The following is a 13,758-nucleotide window of genomic DNA, read 5'->3' as shown; positions in this document are numbered from 1 at the left end:
CTTAGAGGCGCAAATTTTCCACAAAGGATCGCAACCATGACCGCCCCGTTGACCGAAGCCGAGCTGGCCGCGCTGCGCGCGCTCGACACCCCCACCGTCTGCAACGCGCTGGAGGAGATCGACGCCAAGTTCCGCAACACCGGCTTCACCACCCGCCCGCTGGTCTGCCCCTTCCCCGACCTGCCGCCGATCGTCGGCTATGCGCGCACGGCCACCTGCCGCAGCGTCCATCCCGGCACGCGCAGCGGCCAGGCGGGGACCGATTTCCGCGTCGCCTATTACGCCTATGTCAACGACGGCGACGAGCCGAAAATCGCGGTGATTCAGGATCTGGACGGCCCGCATGTCGGCCATGGCGCCTTCTGGGGCGAGGTGCAGTCCAACGTGCACAAGGCCCTGGGCTGCCTGGGCGTCGTCACCGACGGCTGCATCCGCGACATTCCGGACTGGGCCGAGGGCTTCCAGGCGCTGGCCGGCTCGATCAAGCCCAGCCATGCCCATGTGCACGCGGTCGATTTCGGCTGCCAGGTGATGATTTCCGGCATGATCGTCAATCACGGCGACCTGATCCACGCCGACCAGCACGGCGCCGTGGTCATTCCGCTGGACGTGGCCCGCGAGGTGCCGGCCGCGGCCGCGCGCATCGCCGCCAAGGAAAAGGTCATTCTCGACATCGCCAAGGGGCCCGACTTCTCGTTCGAGAAGCTGCGCGCCGCCATGCTTGGCCCGAAGGACATTCACTGATGACACAGACCCGCGGCGTTCTGGCGGCGGCGGCGGCGATGATTGCCCTCATCGTCGCCTCCAACATCCTGGTTCAGTATCCGCTGAACGACTGGCTGACCTGGGGCGCGCTGCTGTTCCCGGTCTGCTTCCTGGTGACGGACCTGACGAACCGCAGCCACGGTGCGGCGGCCACCCGCAAAATGGTGCTGATCGCCTTTCCGGTGGCCATCGTCATGTCCATGCTGCTCGCCACGCCGCGGATCGGGCTGGCCTCCGGCACGGCCTTCCTGGTCGGGCAAATGCTGGATGTGAGCGTGTTCGACCGCCTGCGACGCATGAGCTGGTGGCAGGCGCCGCTGGTCTCGTCGGTGCTGGCTTCGGCGGTCGACACCGCCCTGTTTTTCAGCCTCGCCTTCTACGCTACCCCGGTCCCGTGGGTGACGCTGGGCATTGGCGACTTCTTCGTGAAGGTGGCCATGGCGCTTGCCATGCTGATCCCGTTCCGGATGCTGATGCCGAGCCTCAGGCCCGCCTAACCATTTGCATTGGCTTATAATTTCCTCTAGTTCTGCCGCTTTGTGGCAGAACTAGGTTGGAAATAAGGCATGTGCAAAATCACAAAAATGTTGGGCGTCATCGTTTGCGCAAGCGGCCTGGGGGCTTGCGCATCCATCGTCGAGGGCACCAGCCAGGAAATCGCGGTCAATACCAAGCCGCCGGGGGCATCCTGCGAACTGCGGCGTGACGGCGTGGTGATCGGCGTCGTCCCCAAGACCCCGGGCACCGTGACGGTCAAAAAGACGAAGCAGAACATCAATGTCGTCTGCGAAAAGGATGGCTTCGAGCAAGCATCCTTCCGCAACAAAAGCGACTTTGCCGGCGCTACGGCGGGCAATCTGCTTCTGGGCGGCATAGTGGGCGTGGCCATCGACGCGGCCTCCGGCGCCTCCAACAAGTATGACGGCGAGGTGAACATCGTCCTCCAGCCGGTGCCGGCTGCGGAGGAAACGGACAAGCCCAACGAGCCGACGGTGGCTGAAGCCAACGGAAAGCCGGTCGGCTGACGCTACTCCGCCGCCGCGGCCTTGCGCCGTTCGGAGGCGCGGAGTTTCTCGCTGGCGCTCTTGAGCTGCCCGCAAGCGGCCAGGATATCCTGGCCGCGCGGGTGGCGCACCGGGGCCGACAGGTTCTGCTCGCTCAGATAGTCGGCAAAGCGGCGGATGGCGTTGTTCGAGGAACACTCGAACACGCTGCCCGGCCAGGGATTGAACGGGATCAGGTTGATCTTGGCGGGAATGCCCTTCAGCAGGTCGACCATTGCCCTGGCGTCGGCCAGCGAGTCGTTCACGCCCTTCAGCATCACGTATTCGAACGTGATCCGCCGCGCGTTGGACAGGCCCGGATAATCCCGGCAGGCCTGCATCAACTGCTCCAGCGGGTATTTGCGGTTGATCGGCACCAGTTCGTCGCGCAGTTCATCCCGCACCGCATGCAGCGAGATCGCGAGGTTCAGCCCCAACTCCTCGCCGACACGGCCGATCAGGGGCACGACGCCCGCGGTCGAGAGCGTGATGCGCCGCTTGGAGATCGCCAGCCCCTCGCCATCCATGACGATGCGCATGGCCTTGGCGACATTGTCGTAATTGTAGAGCGGCTCGCCCATGCCCATCAGCACGATGTTGGTGAGCGCACGGTCATGCTCCGGCGCCGGCCATTCGCCGAAGGCGTCACGCGCCAGCATCACCTGGCCGACGATTTCCGCCGGGCTCAGATTCCGCACCCAGCGCTGGGTGCCGGTGTGGCAGAACTTGCAGTTGAGCGTGCAGCCCACCTGGCTGGAAACGCAGAGCGTGCCCCGGTCGCTCTCAGGAATATGGACGCTCTCCACCTCCTTCCCGTCCGGAAAGCGCAGCAGCCATTTCTGCGTGCCGTCGCTCGACTGCTGGTGCAGCGAGACCGCCGGCCGCACGATGGCGCAATGCTCCGCCAGCACCGCCCGCACCGCTTTCGACAGATTGGTCATCTGCTCGAAATCGGTGGCGCCGCGGTGATAGAGCCACTGCCAGATCTGGCGCACGCGGAAGCCCTCGACGCCGACAGGCGCCAGCGCCTCGGCCAGGTCCTGGCGATCCAGCCCGATCAGGTTGACACGGCTTCCGGCCGGCGCGGATGGCGGCGCGAGCGTGGTCACTTGCGCTTGCACTCCTTGTCGATCGCTCCCAGCGCCGCGGTGATGCCGGACAGCGAATAGGTGTCGGTGGTCAGCGTGCCGCGCTGCGAATGGGCCTGCACCACCAGGCGGCTGCCGGCCTTCATGGCGTCGACCAGCGCGGCTTCCTTGTCCTGGAACGCCCAGGCGGCATCGCCTTCGGTGTAGAAGCTGAACTTCTTGTTCCCGTCGACGGTCGCGACCGGCTCGTCACCGTCCTTGTAGGTATAGCCGGTGATGATGCTGACCTCGTCGAACACATTGCCGCTCGGGCGATGGGTGATGAGGAAATAGACATCGCCGCGCCGGCTGTAATTGCCTTCGGCCTTTTTCGGCTCGCTGACGACATAGCAGATTTTGCCACCCGGATCGTCGAACGTGTAGGCGGTCCAGTCGGTAAACTTGCCGACCTGTACCGGATCGGCAGCCAGGACCGCCCCAGGCAAGGCCACAACGGCCGTCGCCAACATCATCGCTCTCAATCGCATCAATTTCCCTCAGCTAAACCGTCGTTCGAATTGCACCATCGTCGAGGGGAAGATGGTTTGCGGGACCATAGTGAACTTGCGAATGCAGGCCAAGGCCCGCGCCATGAGACGCCGGCGCACAGCACATTGCCAGCCTCTCCCGCCTGTGCTTTCTCTTGCGACCACGCAGCAGGAGGAACCGCACGGATGCGCGCCGTATGGGTGGAAGATTGGAAGCCGTTCGAAGAATTGCAATTGCAGGATGTACCGCGCCCGGACGTCGGGCCGCGGAACCTGCGGATTGCGGTGCAGGCGGCCGGCGTCAGCTTTGCCACCAGCCTGGTGGTGCAGGGCCGGTACCAGCGCAAGCCCCCCCTGCCCTTCGCCCCCGGAACGGAGGTTGCCGGCATCGTCACCGCGGTCGGTGACGCCGTGACGCGGTTCCGGCCGGGCGACCGGGTCTGCGCCATGCTCGACTGGGGCGGGCTGGCCGAGGAAGCGGCCTCGCTGGAGGTCAACACCTACAAAATCCCCGATTCCCTGCCGTTTCCGGAGGCGATCAGCTTCACCAACTCCTACGGCACCTCCGCCGCCGCGCTCACCTGGCCGCACCTGCTGAACGTGCAGGCGGGCGACTGGCTGCTGGTGCACGGTGCCGCCGGCGGCGTCGGCATTGCCGCGGTCGAGATCGGGAAGATTCTGGGCGCCACCGTCATCGCCACCGCCAGCAGCCAGGAGAAGCTGGACCTGGTCAAAGCCCATGGCGCCGACCACGCCATCAACTATCGCGACCAGAATTTCCGCGAGGCCGTTCTGGCGATCACCGGCGGCCGCGGCGTGGATGTGGTCTACGACCCGGTGGGCGGCGACGTGTTCCTGCAATCGCTGCGCTGCATGGCGCCGGAAGGCCGCATCATGCCGGTGGGTTTTGCCAGCGGCACCATCCCGCAAATCCCTGCGAATCTGTTGCTGGTCAAGAATCTCACGGTTTGCGGCCTGAACATGGGCTATTACGCCGGCTGGTCGCCGACCGACGTGCGCTACGAGTACGAGGACCGCATCCGCGCCCTGATGGACCGGTTGTTCGCCTGGTACGAGGCCGGCCGGATCAAGCCGGTCTCCGGCGGCGTCTACCCGCTGGAGCGCTTCCAGGAGGCCATGGCCGACGTGCTGGGCCGCAAATCCCTCGGCCGCGTCGCCCTGGTGATGGGCGAGGAAGCCCGGCGCCACGGCTTCGCCTAGGAGGGCTCGCCATGCGCGCCGTCGTCGTTGACGAATTCAACCCCTTCGACCAGCTCGAACTGCACGACTGGCCCTCCCCGCAGGTCGGGCCGCGTCAGGTCAAGATCCGCACCCAGGCCATCGGCATCAGCTTTGCCGAGAGCCTGCTAGTCTCCGGCCAGTACCAGCGCCGCCCGCCCCTGCCCTTCGTCGCCGGCTGCGAGGTGGCCGGCATCGTCACCGAATGCGGCGAAGGCGCGACCCGCTTCCGGCCCGGCGACCGGGTCTGCGGCCTGATCGACTGGGGCGCCATGGCGGAGGAAGCCGTCGCACCGGAGGTCAGCCTGCACCGAATGCCCGACGCCATGTCCTTTGCCGAGGGCACGACCATCGCCAGTTCCTATGCAACCACCGCCGCGGCCTTCACCTGGCCGAAGCTTCTGGACGTGCGGGCCGGCGACCGGGTGCTGGTGCACGGCGCGACCGGCGGCGTCGGCATGGCCGCCGTCGAGATCGGCAAGATTTTGGGCGCCACGGTCATCGCCACCGCGGGCTCCGAGGAAAAGCTGCGGCTCGCCCGCGAGCGCGGCGCCGATCACGCCATCAACTATCGCGAGCACGATTTCCGCGCCGCCGTGCTGGAGATCACCGATGGCCGCGGCGTCGACAAGGTCTACGACCCGGTCGGTGGCGACGTGTTCGCCCAGTCGCTGCGCTGCATGGCGCCGGAAGGGCGGATCTGCCCGATCGGCTTTGCCAGCGGCGCGTTCCCGCAAATCCCGGCCAACCTCCTGCTGGTGAAGAACCTGACGGTCTGCGGCCTCAATCTCGGCTATTATTTCGGCTGGTCGCCGGACGATGTCCGCTACCGGTACGAAGACCTGACCCGCGGCCTGATCGGCCAGGTGTTCCGCTGGTTCGAGGCCGGGCAGTTGAAGCCGCCCATCGACACGGTCTTTCCCCTCGCCCAATTCCGTGAGGCCCTCGCCCGCGTCCTGGCCCGCCAGTCCATCGGCCGTGTCGTGCTGGCGGTGAATGAAGAGGCCGCGCGCCTGGGCGTGGGCGATTGAGCGCCATGACCACCGCCTGCATCGCCTTCGGCAGCAATCTCGGCGACCGCCATGCGACGCTGGCCGGCGCCTACAAATCCCTCACCGCCGACCCGGCGATCCGCCCGCTGCGTGCCTCGCGCCTGTTCGAGACCGCGCCCGTGGGCGGGCCGAATGGCCAGGGCCGCTTCCTCAACACCGTGCTGGCGGTGGAGACCGACCTGGAGCCGCACGCCCTGCTCGCCCGCTGCATGGCGGTCGAGACGGAATTCCGGCGCGAGCGCAAAATCCGCTGGGATGCGCGCACGCTCGACCTGGACATCCTGCTCTACGGCGACGCCGTCATCGCCACGCCCGACCTGGAGGTGCCGCACCCGCGCATGCACCTGCGCCGGTTCGTGATGGTGCCGCTGGCCGATGTCGCGCCAAACGCCATCCACCCCGTTCTGCACGAATCCGTTAAACATCTGCTGGCGCGCTTGGCCGTGGAGCCCGGCGATGTCTACCCCGTCGCCGACACCTGGACCTGAGGCCCGATGATCAACGCCGACCAGATTTTCGCCCGCTGGCAGCAGCACGCCGACGCCCTGCACGCGCCCGTGCGGCGCATTTCCCTGCCGAAATTCGACAAGACGTTCGAAGACCGCGCCTACCAGATGGCCGTGGTCAATTTCAGCCGCGACAGCTCCTATCGCGAGAGCGTCGTCTTCAGCCAGGAGCAGGCGGACTATCGCTGCGACCGGCTGCTGCTGGAAGGCGCTGACATTCTCGACCTGGGCGCCGAGTCCGTCGGCGACTTCGCCTCCCGCGTCAGCGCCGAGCGCCAGACCGATATGCTGCTGCCCACGGTGCGGCGCATGGCGGCCAGGGGCGTGCCCGTCTCGGTCGAGACCTATTATCCGGAGGTCGCCGCCGCGGCCCTGGAGGCCGGGGCGGCCATCATCAACCTCACCGGTCGCGACGAAGACGGCGAGATCTACAAGCTCTGCGCCAGGCACCGGGCCGGCCTGATCCTCTGCTACATGGCCGGCCGCAATGTGCGCGACAACGCCGCCCTGCCCAGCCGCGAGGCCCTGGTCGACGTGCAGATGGACTTCTTCCGCGAGCAACTGGCCAGGGCCACCGCCGCCGGCGTCGAGGCGATCTGGGTCGATCCGGGCCTGGGCTTCTACAACAACCTGCCGGACGGGCCGGGCCGCGTCGCCTTCCAGATCGAGAACGCGCTGGAGGCGTTCCGCTTCCGCGTGCTCGGCTGGCCGATCTGCCTGACGCTGGCCTCGCCGGTCTACTGGTTCCGCGAGGAGGCGCGGGTGGCGGAGACCGCCTATGCCGTGCTCTGCCTGCTCTCCAAGGCCAACCTGATCCGCAGCCACGAGGCCGCCCGTGTGACCCCCGTGCTGGCGGCCCAGAACCTGACGCCGGCGTGGTAGGGCAATGGCCGACCCGCGCGACCCGCTCGTTGCCGGCCAGTACGAGGCCTACCCCTATCCGGAGCGCAATCCGGCCGACGAGGCCAAGCGCCTGATCGAAGGGTCGCCCTCGGACCTGCCAGAACTGGCGCATTATCTGTTCCGCGGCCGCGCGCCCAATCCGTTCCGCGCCCTGATCGCCGGCGGCGGCACGGGGGACGCCGCGATCATGCTGGCCCAGCACTGCGCGACGGCCGGGCTGGACGCGGAAATCGTCTATCTCGATATGTCCTCGGCCGCCCGGAGCATTGTGGAGGCGCGGGCCGCCGCGCGAGGCCTCACGAACCTGCGCTTCGTCACCGGCTCGCTGTTGGAAGTGGCGGCCGTCGCCCCCGGCCCCTATGACTACATCGACTGTTGCGGCGTGCTGCACCATCTGGAATCACCCGAGGACGGGCTGCAAGCACTCGCTAAACAGCTTAAGCCCAATGGCGGTATGGGCCTCATGGTCTATGGCGAATACGGCCGGCGCGGTGTCTACGAGACCCAGGCGCTGCTGCGCCATCTGGCGCCGCCGAACCAGCCGGGCAAGGAGCGCCTCGCCCAGACCCGCCGCCTGCTGGCGGCGCTGCCGCGCACCAACGGCCTGACGCGCAACCCGTTCGTGCAGGACCACAAGGCCGCCGGCGATGCCGGCCTCTACGACCTGCTGCTGCACGCCCGCGACCGCGCCTATACCGTGCCGCAACTGGCGGACCTCGTGGCAAGCGCCGGCCTCGCCATTGTCGGTTTCATCGAGCCCGCCCGCTACGCCCCCGCCACCTATCTTCGCGACCCGCGCTTGCTCGCCCCCCTGGCCGCGCTGCCGTCGGTGGACCAGGCCGCCGCGGCCGAGGCCCTGGTCGGCAATCTGCGCAAGCACACGGTCTATGTCGCCCCGGCGGCGGGGGCCGAAACCCGCACCGCCTCGCCCACCGACCGTGCTCTTGTTCCCGTCCTGCGCCGGCACGCGCCGGAGGCGATCGCCAAGGCCCTGCGCGCCGGCAGCCTCAGCGTCGACCTGGAGGGCTTTCCCGCCAAATTCCCGGCCCCGCCACGCGCCGCCGCCATCGCCCAACGCCTGGACGGCCAGCGTAGCATCGCCGCCATCCTGGCCGACCTGCGCGCGGCCGACCCGAACCTCACCGAAGAAAAGGCGGCGGAGGCATTCGACGCCCTCTACCGGCTGCTCAACGGTTTGAACCTGCTGTTCCTGACCGACCGACCATAAGCCGGTGGTCCGCACAGACGGCATTGGCAAGAGCAAGGCACCCCACCCTCCCTCCCGCCGCCCCGTGCTCGACACGGGGTCCATGCCCGAGACGCGACCACACGGTCAGACACTCTCAGGCATGGGCTCCCGCCTCCGCGGGAGAAATGGAAATGCAGCAAGGGGCCATCCCTTCCTCCCCGTCGCGGATCGCTCTAGGATGCAGCCGCAACGCATCCCCCCGCCCGGAGCCCGCCCCATGACTCTCGCCGCCGCTGCCGGCATTAACCCCGGCCCGAACGCTTATCTCGTCGGCCAGCCCGGCTCGCGCGACCTGCTGGATACGCCGGCGCTGCTGATCGACCTGGAGGCGCTGGAGGCCAACATCCAGGCCATGGCCGACCACACCAAGGCCGTCGGCCAGCGCCTGCGCCCGCATACCAAGACCCACAAGTCGGTGGAAATCGCCCGCCGTCAGGTGGCTGCCGGCGCCGTCGGCGTCTGCTGCGCCACCCTGGGCGAGGCCGAGGTCATGGGACAGGCCGGCATTCCCGGCGTGCATGTCACCTCCCCCGTCGTGCGTCCGCACCGGGTGCAGCGATTGATGGACCTGAACGCCGTCGCCACCGACCTCTCGGTCGTCGTCGACCATCCGGACAATGTCGCAGCGCTGGCAGGAGCCGCCGCAGCCGCCGGCAAGACATTGCAGATCATGGTGGATATCGACGTCGGCTCGCGCCGCACCGGCGTCCCGTCGGCGCAGCAGGCGGTGGCGCTGGCGCAGCAGGTGGATGCCGCCAGCCATCTGAGCCTGACCGGCGTCCAGGGCTATGCCGGCTTCCTGCAACACATCTACGACTGGGACGAGCGCGTCCGCCGCGGCCAGGAGGTCGCCGACTTTCTCGCAGAGGTGAAGCGCCAGTTGGAGGGGGCCGGTCTCGCCCCGCCGGTCTTCTCCGGCGGCGGCACGGGCACCCATGCCATCGACTGCGCCCAGGGCGTGCTGAACGAGTTGCAGGCCGGCTCCTACGTCTTCCTCGACACGGACTACCAGGCGGTGAAGCACGCCGGCGCCGCCGCGAACCGCTTCCGCGAGGCCCTGTTCGTGCAGGCGAGCGTCGTCAGCGCGGCGCAGGAGGATTGCGTCACCACCGATGCCGGCCTGAAGGCGTTTGCCACCGACTGCGGCCTGCCGGAACTGCGCCGCGGCGCGCCCGCCGGCGCCAGCTACGGCTTCTCCGGCGACGAGCACGGCCGCATCACCTTTGCCGGCAGCGAGCGCATCGGCCTCGGCGCCGTGGTCGAGTGCCTCTCGCCCCACTGCGACCCGACGGTCAACCTCTACAGCGTCTACCACGTGGTCCGCGGCGACACCCTGGTCGACATCTGGCCGGTCGACACCCGCGGCCTGCGGTAGGGGCGTCGGATCGAGGCGAAAGGCTCAACGCCCAAAGGCGAGGTGTTTCCCGGCCGTGCCGGAGGCGCGAGCCGGGACCGGCCGCTTCATTCGAACACCATCACCGGCTGAGTTCGCGAGAGCAACCGGCCCCGGATCGGCGCGCTGCACCGTCCAGGGAACATCCACTCCCACACGCTTCCTCTCCCCGCCGCTCCCGGGTCAAGCCCGGGACAGGAGAAGGAGTGGCGCGGCCCCTCAAACCTCCGGCGTCGACAGCACTTTGCAATCGTCGGCAAAGCGCAGCGTCGCACCGGACTTCGCCTGCAATTCCTCGCGGGCAAGGCCGTCGACGATCTCGCGCACGAGGAAGCCTTCCGGCGTCACGTCCACCACCGCCAGGTCGGTGTAGACGCGCTTGACGCAATTCGGCGCCGTCAGCTTGTAGCGGCAGGTCTCCAGCAGGCGCGGCTCGCCATTGCGGGTCGTGTGCTGCATCATGATGCGCACCTCTTTCGCGCCGACGGCCAGGTCCATGGCGCCGCCGATCAGCGGCCCCTTGCCCGGCATTTCCGCGTCCCAGTTGGCGAGGTCGCCGGTCTCCGACACCTCGAACCCGCCCAGCAGGGTCACGTCGATATGGCCGCCGCGGATCATCGCGAAACTGTCGGACGACGAAAACACCGAGGCGCCGGGGATCAGGGTGATGAGCTGGCTGCCCGCATCGGTCAGGTCGCGGTCCGCCTCCTCCGGCGTGGCGACGGGACCGACGCCGACAATGCCGTTCTCGGACTGCAACAGCACCTCGCGGCCCTCGGGCCGGTAGTTGGCGCAGAGCACCGGCATGCCGAGGCCGAGATTGACCAGCATGCCGTCTTCCAGGTCCTGGGCCGCGCGCCAGGCGATCTGGTTGCGGGAAAGCGCTTTGTGGGTCATGGGGTCTGGCTCTCCGTCAGGCGTCGCGGGCATCGGGCAGTTGGATCACGCGTTTGACATAAACGCCCGGCACGTGGATTTCCGGGGTCGGCAGCAGGCCGTCGACGATCTCTCGCACCTCGACCACCGTGCATTTCGCGGCGGCGGCCATGTCGCGGCCGAAATTGCCCTGGGTGCCGCGGAACGAGAGATTGCCATAGCGGTCGGCGCGGTCGGCGCGCAGCAGGGTGAAATCCGCCGTCAGCGCGTGCTCAAGCACGCACATGCGGCCGTCGAACTCGCGGTGTTCCTTGCCCTCGACCACCGGGGTGCCGACGCCCGTCGGCGTGTAGAAGGCCGGAATGCCGGCGCCGCCGGCGCGGATGCGCTCCGCAAACGACCCCTGGGGCGAGATGTCGAGCGTCATCGTGCCGTCGGCCAGTTGCAATTCCGAAATGCCGGAAGCCGCGCCGCGGCTGCGCGCCGCCGACGCCACCGCATGCTTCACCCGCTTGTCCTCGAACAGGGCGTGGGCATAATCCTCCAGAAACCGGACGCTGTTGGAGATGACGGTCAGGTCCTTGGCCGGAATGCCCGGCAGCGCGCGCATCAGGTTGATGGGCACGCCGGCACCGCCGAAGCCGCCGAACATGATGGTCATGCCGTCGCCGAGGCCTGCCAGCGCTTCCGCGATGCTGGCAACGCGTTTGTCGATCATGGGTTCGCTTGGTCCTGTCGGAAATGGATCGCGTGGCGCCCAACTTAGCAGGGCGCCGGGCCGCGTCCAGCAGAGAGCGCGCCGCCCGCAACCTTCGGAGAGCATGAGGACGACGCGACAACGCCACCGGTTGCCACCGCCCGACGGCAGCGCCCGATGGCGTTTCAATTCGGGCCTGAATAAAATGCAGGCCGGGATTAAACCGTCAGGCTTTCGTGCCGGCCGGCGGATCGGTCGGCACCGTGCCCATGTCGGCCGGCAGCGACAATTCCAGGATTTCCAGCTCGGCCGAGGTGGCGGTTTCGTTGTGGCGCATGCCGCCGGGGATGAACAGGCTGTCCCCTTCGTTGCAGCGCTTTTTCTCGCCGTTTTCGAATTCCAGGTCGACCCAGCCCTTGATGATGTAGATGAACTGGCCCTCGCAGGCATGGTAGTGCCAGCCCGTCGGCTCGGAGAGCCCCTGCTTGGTCTTCATGATCTGCGCGCGCAGGGCGCCGTTCGAGCCCTCCGTCACGCCCAGGTCGTGATAGGTGAAGAACGAGCGACGGCCGGCGACGCTCGGCGCGATTTCCATGTTGGAATGGGCGATTTTCTGGCCGGGAATCGGGCCATTCATGACGCTGTCGGGCATGGGATTCCTCCATTCTGGTTGGTCGGGACCAGCATAGCACCGCCGCCCGCCCTGCGGCAATCGCGCACCCGGTCCGGCACTGGGCCGAACCGGAAGGGCCGGAACCTCCGGCTAGAGCAAGTTCTTTTCCCGCTGGCTCACGACCCAATCTTCCCCGTCCTCGCGAATGCGGGGACCCATGCCTGAGAGACCAAGACAGAGTCCGTGTCCTGTGAGACGCTCTCAGGCATGGGCTCCCGCTTGCGCGGGAGATGGGGCGGGACAGTGGGTCAACCAGTGCCGAAAGCGCTCTAGCTGTTCCCGGTCTTGCGCGCCAGATTGCGGATGGTGGAGGAGACGGCAATCGTGCCCTCGCCCTTATACCCTTCGTGGTTCGAGTCGATCTCGTCCAGCTTGTAGAGATAGTTGATCATCATCCCTGCCGACTGGCGCATGCCGCGCGGCGAGGTATCGGCCAGCCAGTTCAGCCGCTCCATGCGGGCGCCGTTCGAGAGGTGGAAATGCGCCACCGGGTCCGCCGTGCGGGTGCCCCGGCGCTTGGCGGTGTAGAGATAGGTCGCGACCAGCCGGGACATCACCGGCTTCAGCGCCTCCGCCAGCGCCTCGTTCTCGGCCCAATCGCTGCGAACCAGCACCTGGTGCAGCATCGCCTCCGGCTCGGTGCCTTCGGGCAGCGCCTCCGCCAGGGCCTTGGCTTCGTCGTCCAGCAGGATGGTGTCGCCCAGCGTTTCCAGTTCGCGCTCGTACCAGCGGCCGAAGCCGGGAATGGGCGAGAGCGTGGCAAAGGTCTTCAGGTTCTTGAACTCGTCCGACAGCGCCGCGACCACCCGCTTGATGAGGAAATCGCCGAAGCTGATGCCATCCAGCCCGCGCTGCGCGTTCGAGATGGAATAGAAAATGGCCGTGTCGGCCACCTGCGGGTCCAGCCGCTCCTGCTCTTCGTCCAGCAGTTCCTGCACATTGCCGGCAATGCCGCTGACCAGCGCGATCTCGACGAAAATCAACGGTTCGTCCGGCATGCTGGGGTGGAAGAACGCATAGCAGCGCCGGTCCGAGTCGAGCCGGTTCTTCAGGTCGTCCCAGCTCTGGATTTCGTGCACGGCCTCGTAAGAGATCAGCTTTTCCAGCAGCGAGGCCGGGGCGTCCCAGGTCATGCGGCGCATTTCCAGAAAGCCGACGTCGAACCAGGTGCTGAGCAGGCGCCGCATGTCCTGCGAGAGTTCCTCCAGGATCGGCTCCTTGCGGGCCCAGGTCATCAGTTCGGCGCGCAGATCGACCAGGAATTTGACGCCCTCGGGCAGGCCGGTGAACTGGGTCAGCAGGCGCACCCGCGGCGGCCGCAGCACGTCGCGCAGGGCCACCTCGGCCGCGTGCCGCTCCCGGTCGTCCGTCGCCTCGCGCACCGCATCCATGGCGGCGTTCACCTGCTCCGGGTCGGTGTTGAACTCATCGGCCATCAGCGTCAGGAAGCGGTGGCGGCCGTCGGTGTTCAGGCGCATAAAGGCCCGGCCCAGATTGGCCGCCCGCGCCCGCGCCGAGACCTCGCCGCCCTTGCCTTCCAGGCAATCGCGCATCTGCTGCAACAGCCGCTCGCGGTCGGCGTCCGGCAGATCGGGTTTCAGGTCGAGCACCCGCACGCCACGGCGGTTCGCCAGTTCGCGAACGGCGCGGCGCACCTGTTCCAGCGTCCGGTCAAACAAGCTGGGCTGCACGGCAATTTCAACCATCGCTCGGTTCCATCGTCAGAAAGATTGCCCGCTCTCCGCAG

15 protein-coding genes are annotated in these 13,758 nt (G+C 67.6%); 9 read left to right on the top strand and 6 right to left on the bottom strand.

The window, feature by feature from the left end:
• Positions 1–36: 36 nt before the first annotated feature.
• The 3 genes from H6844_11255 (at position 37) to H6844_11245 (ending at position 1,790) form a co-directional block, all read left to right on the top strand.
• Complete coding sequence (locus H6844_11255; GenBank protein ID MCB9929974.1) at positions 37–744, top strand: RraA family protein; 708 nt, start codon at positions 37–39, stop codon at positions 742–744.
• Positions 744–1,262: a queuosine precursor transporter gene (locus H6844_11250; protein MCB9929973.1), complete on the top strand. Its 519-nt coding sequence runs from the start codon at positions 744–746 to the stop codon at positions 1,260–1,262. Before H6844_11255 ends, H6844_11250 begins: the two co-directional genes overlap by 1 nt.
• Positions 1,263–1,331: 69 nt before the next feature.
• A complete protein-coding gene (locus tag H6844_11245) occupies positions 1,332–1,790 on the top strand; it encodes a hypothetical protein (GenBank protein MCB9929972.1) in 459 nt (152 codons plus the stop codon).
• A gap of 2 nt (positions 1,791–1,792) precedes the next feature.
• Here H6844_11245 and rlmN read toward each other — a convergent pair whose 3' ends face one another.
• Positions 1,793–2,929 carry a 23S rRNA (adenine(2503)-C(2))-methyltransferase RlmN gene (gene rlmN / locus H6844_11240; GenBank protein MCB9929971.1) on the bottom strand — a complete coding sequence of 379 codons (1,137 nt, stop codon included), beginning with the start codon at positions 2,927–2,929 and terminating at the stop codon, positions 1,793–1,795.
• Positions 2,914–3,381, bottom strand: a complete 468-nt coding sequence (locus tag H6844_11235; GenBank protein ID MCB9929970.1) for a hypothetical protein — start codon at positions 3,379–3,381, stop codon at positions 2,914–2,916. Before H6844_11235 ends, rlmN begins: the two co-directional genes overlap by 16 nt.
• Before the next feature lie 228 nt (positions 3,382–3,609).
• Between H6844_11235 and H6844_11230 the strand changes: the two genes are divergently transcribed.
• The 6 genes from H6844_11230 to H6844_11205 all read left to right on the top strand — a co-directional run bounded on the left by H6844_11230 (position 3,610) and on the right by H6844_11205 (position 9,747).
• On the top strand, positions 3,610–4,644 hold the full coding sequence (locus H6844_11230) for an NADPH:quinone oxidoreductase family protein (GenBank protein ID MCB9929969.1): 1,035 nt from the start codon (positions 3,610–3,612) through the stop codon (positions 4,642–4,644).
• Positions 4,645–4,655: 11 nt separating this feature from the next.
• A complete protein-coding gene (locus tag H6844_11225; protein ID MCB9929968.1) occupies positions 4,656–5,693 on the top strand; it encodes an NADPH:quinone oxidoreductase family protein in 1,038 nt (345 codons plus the stop codon).
• Between the two features lie 5 nt (positions 5,694–5,698).
• Positions 5,699–6,202: a 2-amino-4-hydroxy-6-hydroxymethyldihydropteridine diphosphokinase gene (gene folK / locus H6844_11220; GenBank protein ID MCB9929967.1), complete on the top strand. Its 504-nt coding sequence runs from the start codon at positions 5,699–5,701 to the stop codon at positions 6,200–6,202.
• A 6-nt stretch (positions 6,203–6,208) separates the two neighbouring features.
• Entirely contained in the window at positions 6,209–7,102 is an 894-nt protein-coding gene (locus H6844_11215; protein ID MCB9929966.1) for a dihydropteroate synthase, read from the top strand.
• Between the two features lie 4 nt (positions 7,103–7,106).
• Positions 7,107–8,351 (top strand): class I SAM-dependent methyltransferase, encoded by a 1,245-nt coding sequence (locus tag H6844_11210; GenBank protein ID MCB9929965.1) that lies wholly within the window; start codon positions 7,107–7,109, stop codon positions 8,349–8,351.
• Positions 8,352–8,589: 238 nt separating this feature from the next.
• Positions 8,590–9,747: a DSD1 family PLP-dependent enzyme gene (locus H6844_11205; protein ID MCB9929964.1), complete on the top strand. Its 1,158-nt coding sequence runs from the start codon at positions 8,590–8,592 to the stop codon at positions 9,745–9,747.
• A 237-nt stretch (positions 9,748–9,984) separates the two neighbouring features.
• On the opposite strand, the gene H6844_11200 is transcribed toward H6844_11205, so the two are convergent.
• From H6844_11200 to H6844_11185, 4 genes are all read right to left on the bottom strand, one after another.
• Positions 9,985–10,662, bottom strand: coding sequence for a 3-oxoacid CoA-transferase subunit B (locus H6844_11200; GenBank protein ID MCB9929963.1), 678 nt, complete (start codon positions 10,660–10,662; stop codon positions 9,985–9,987).
• A gap of 16 nt (positions 10,663–10,678) precedes the next feature.
• Entirely contained in the window at positions 10,679–11,356 is a 678-nt protein-coding gene (locus tag H6844_11195; GenBank protein ID MCB9929962.1) for a CoA transferase subunit A, read from the bottom strand.
• Between the two features lie 208 nt (positions 11,357–11,564).
• Positions 11,565–11,990: a cupin domain-containing protein gene (locus tag H6844_11190; GenBank protein ID MCB9929961.1), complete on the bottom strand. Its 426-nt coding sequence runs from the start codon at positions 11,988–11,990 to the stop codon at positions 11,565–11,567.
• 290 nt (positions 11,991–12,280) lie between these two features.
• Positions 12,281–13,717 carry a malonyl-CoA decarboxylase gene (locus H6844_11185; GenBank protein MCB9929960.1) on the bottom strand — a complete coding sequence of 479 codons (1,437 nt, stop codon included), beginning with the start codon at positions 13,715–13,717 and terminating at the stop codon, positions 12,281–12,283.
• Between the last annotated feature and the right edge of the window lie 41 nt (positions 13,718–13,758).

Source organism: Alphaproteobacteria bacterium (assembly GCA_020638555.1).
Lineage (GTDB): Bacteria > Pseudomonadota > Alphaproteobacteria > Bin95 > Bin95 > JACKII01.
This window is presented reverse-complemented; position numbering and strand designations above follow the sequence as displayed.